Raw genomic sequence first — 2,712 nt, 5'->3', positions numbered from 1 at the left:
CTCCTATCTGTACTCTTACCCACATAAAACGGCCTATCGTCCGTTTGATACACCGCTCTCATTGCAGGAGTTGTGGGAGAAGGAGGAGTTAGAAAGCTATTTTTTGTATATGCATATTCCATTTTGCGCGGCTCGCTGTGGATTTTGTAACCTCTTCACTTTGCCGGACAAGCGTCTGGATGTACATAAGGAGTATGTGGATGCGCTAGAAAGACAAGCCAAGCAATGGGCACCAATTATGGGCCGTCGGCCTTTTTCGCGTTTTGCGATTGGCGGCGGTACACCGACCTTACTGGAGGCTCCTTTGGTGGAGCGCTTGTTTGACATTGCGGAAAATATAATGGGACTGGACCCTAAACGAGCTTCTATTTCGGTGGAAACCTCTCCCGATACTGTGACTGAGGATAGGTTGGAGGTGCTCAAGCGCCGCGGGACAGATCGTGTCAGCATGGGAATTCAGAGCTTTGTGGAATCAGAAAGTGCCGCCATATACCGACCTCAGAAGCCAAAACTTGTTAGAGAAGCACTTGAGCGGCTGGTGGAATACAACTTTCCTTTGCTGAACGTGGATCTGATCTATGGCCTGCCTGGTCAAACGGTGGAAACCTGGCTGTATTCTTTAGAGGAAGCACTGTCTTACTCGCCAGGAGAGATTTTTCTTTACCCGTTATATATTCGAGAAAATACGATTTTAAAGCCAGGCTATACCGGGCTGGATCATGATATTCGCCTTACTTTGTATGAAGTGGCGCGTGAACAGCTCAAACAGGCAGGATATGTACAATATTCCATGCGCCGTTTTGCTAAAAATGATGGTATATCCAGCAAAGAGCTTTTGCCCTATAGTTGTCAGGAGGAAGGTATGGCCGGTCTTGGGTGTGGTGCACGCTCCTATACACGCAATGTCCACTATGCTAGCCGTTATGGTGTTAGTGCAGCAGCTACGCGTAGTATTATCGCAGATTATGTTGCTGCGGAACGTCATGATCTGGCTGACTACGGCTTTATTTTAAATGTGGATGAGAGTAAGCGACGCTTTATCTTAAAGGCGCTTCTTCATCGTGAAGGTTTGGAGCTATCGGCCTATGCAGAGCGCTTCGGTGTATCCCTGTCGGACGATTTTACAGGAATGTCGTTGCTGCTGGAATCTGGTATGGCTGTCGTCGAGGAGGGTACGCTGCGACTTACAGAGGAAGGAATGGCCTATTCCGATGCGATTGGGGACTGGATGATCTCCACGTCAGTACGTGAGCGCATGGAAGGATATGTAGGCGCATGAGAGCGACCTTATATTATCGTGGTTCGTTGACCTCTTGCAACTATGCTTGTCCTTACTGCCCGTTCAGTAAAAACGTTGATAGTCGGGAAACGTTGAACAAGGATCGGGCCCAGTTGGAACGTTTTGCTGATTGGGTACGGGATCAGGGCGCTTTGGGGCATCGTCTCTCTATTTTTTTTAATCCGTATGGAGAAGCCTTAATTCATTCCTGGTATCGCAAGACCATGATTGAGTTTTCCCACATGGCGCATGTGGAAAAAGTGGCGGTACAGACGAATCTATCGACTAAGCTGGATTGGACGCAAGAACTGAACCCGGAGACTGCTGCGCTGTGGGCTACATATCACCCTGGAGAGACGAAAGAGCAAGTTTTTATATCGCAGACTATAAAACTATATGAACTTGGTATATCCTATAGTGTAGGTACCGTCGGGTTAAGACAGGCATTTCCGGCTATTTGTTCCTTGCGATCGCAACTTCCAAGGGATGTTTATTTGTGGATCAACGCCTACAAGGATCGACCACATTATTATACAGATGTTGAGGTTGCTGAATTAACTACGATAGATCCCTATTTTCAATGGAATTTAAAGGATTATAGCAGTCAGGGGCGGGCATGTCGCGCTGGTGAAGATGTATTTTATGTCCAGGGTGACGGAAGAGTAAAACACTGCTATCAGGATCGACGAGTGCTAGGACACTTATACAGGGATGGTCTTGAGGGTCTGAGTGGCAAACGTCCGTGCCGGATGAAAGAATGCGGCTGCTATATCGGCTATATTCATATGGAGGAGCAGCCGTTTCGGGAAATGTACGGTAGTGGCTTACTCGAAAGGGTGCCGCAGGTACAGCTATCTCCGGCTCCATCATTTAGCAGACAGGCTATTCATAGAGCAAATGAATCCATATAGCAAGGAACGTCCGCGTCTAAATGTAATGCTATAGCAACCTTAATGATCTATTAGAATACGAGCAAAAAAACCTACCCTTGTCATCAAGCAAGGGTAGGTTTTTCTGTTTTATAATAAGTTTGTGCGACGATCTTATGCGAAATAATCAAGTTTGGACAATAGCAGTAATTTCTTCATCCAGATCCAATCTGATTTGTTCGCGATAGGCACGAATATTGTATTCGGAATACAGGTATCTCAGAATTGCTTCAATCATGTTGGCTTCCACCAGATATTGACTGCGGCCCTGTACATGAACTTCTGCGGAATAACCTGTATCCTCCTCCCAGCTTAATTCTACTGTTACATCAGTGGGCTGGACACCTTTGCGTTCAGCCATATGCAAGCAAATAGCGTTGACAATCTCATCCATACTCAAAATCATAGCTTAGTAACGTCCTCCGCGGGAATCATCTGGTCTTCGACGATTTTTAATAGCACGGTAGATACCTACTCCGGCCATGATCAGGACGTAAATGGCGA

3 protein-coding genes are annotated in these 2,712 nt (G+C 46.5%); 2 read left to right on the top strand and 1 reads right to left on the bottom strand.

Translation table 11 applies throughout. The features are described 5' to 3' along the window. Positions 1–1,279: STM4012 family radical SAM protein (locus tag GRP75_RS23770; RefSeq protein ID WP_160790546.1), on the top strand; the 1,279-nt coding region annotated here is incomplete at its 5' end. Continuing rightward, entirely contained in the window at positions 1,276–2,190 is a 915-nt protein-coding gene (locus GRP75_RS23765) for an STM4011 family radical SAM protein (RefSeq protein ID WP_160790545.1), read from the top strand. The genes GRP75_RS23770 and GRP75_RS23765, both read left to right, overlap by 4 nt. A gap of 145 nt (positions 2,191–2,335) precedes the next feature. Here GRP75_RS23765 and GRP75_RS23760 read toward each other — a convergent pair whose 3' ends face one another. Further along, positions 2,336–2,614: a YxcD family protein gene (locus GRP75_RS23760; protein ID WP_013310599.1), complete on the bottom strand. Its 279-nt coding sequence runs from the start codon at positions 2,612–2,614 to the stop codon at positions 2,336–2,338. Between the last annotated feature and the right edge of the window lie 98 nt (positions 2,615–2,712).

This window comes from Paenibacillus sp. OT2-17 (genome assembly GCF_009827695.1).
Taxonomy (GTDB): domain Bacteria; phylum Bacillota; class Bacilli; order Paenibacillales; family Paenibacillaceae; genus Paenibacillus; species Paenibacillus polymyxa_B.
The sequence above is the reverse complement of the archived record's forward strand: the minus strand, read 5'-3'. Positions and strand labels throughout refer to the sequence as shown.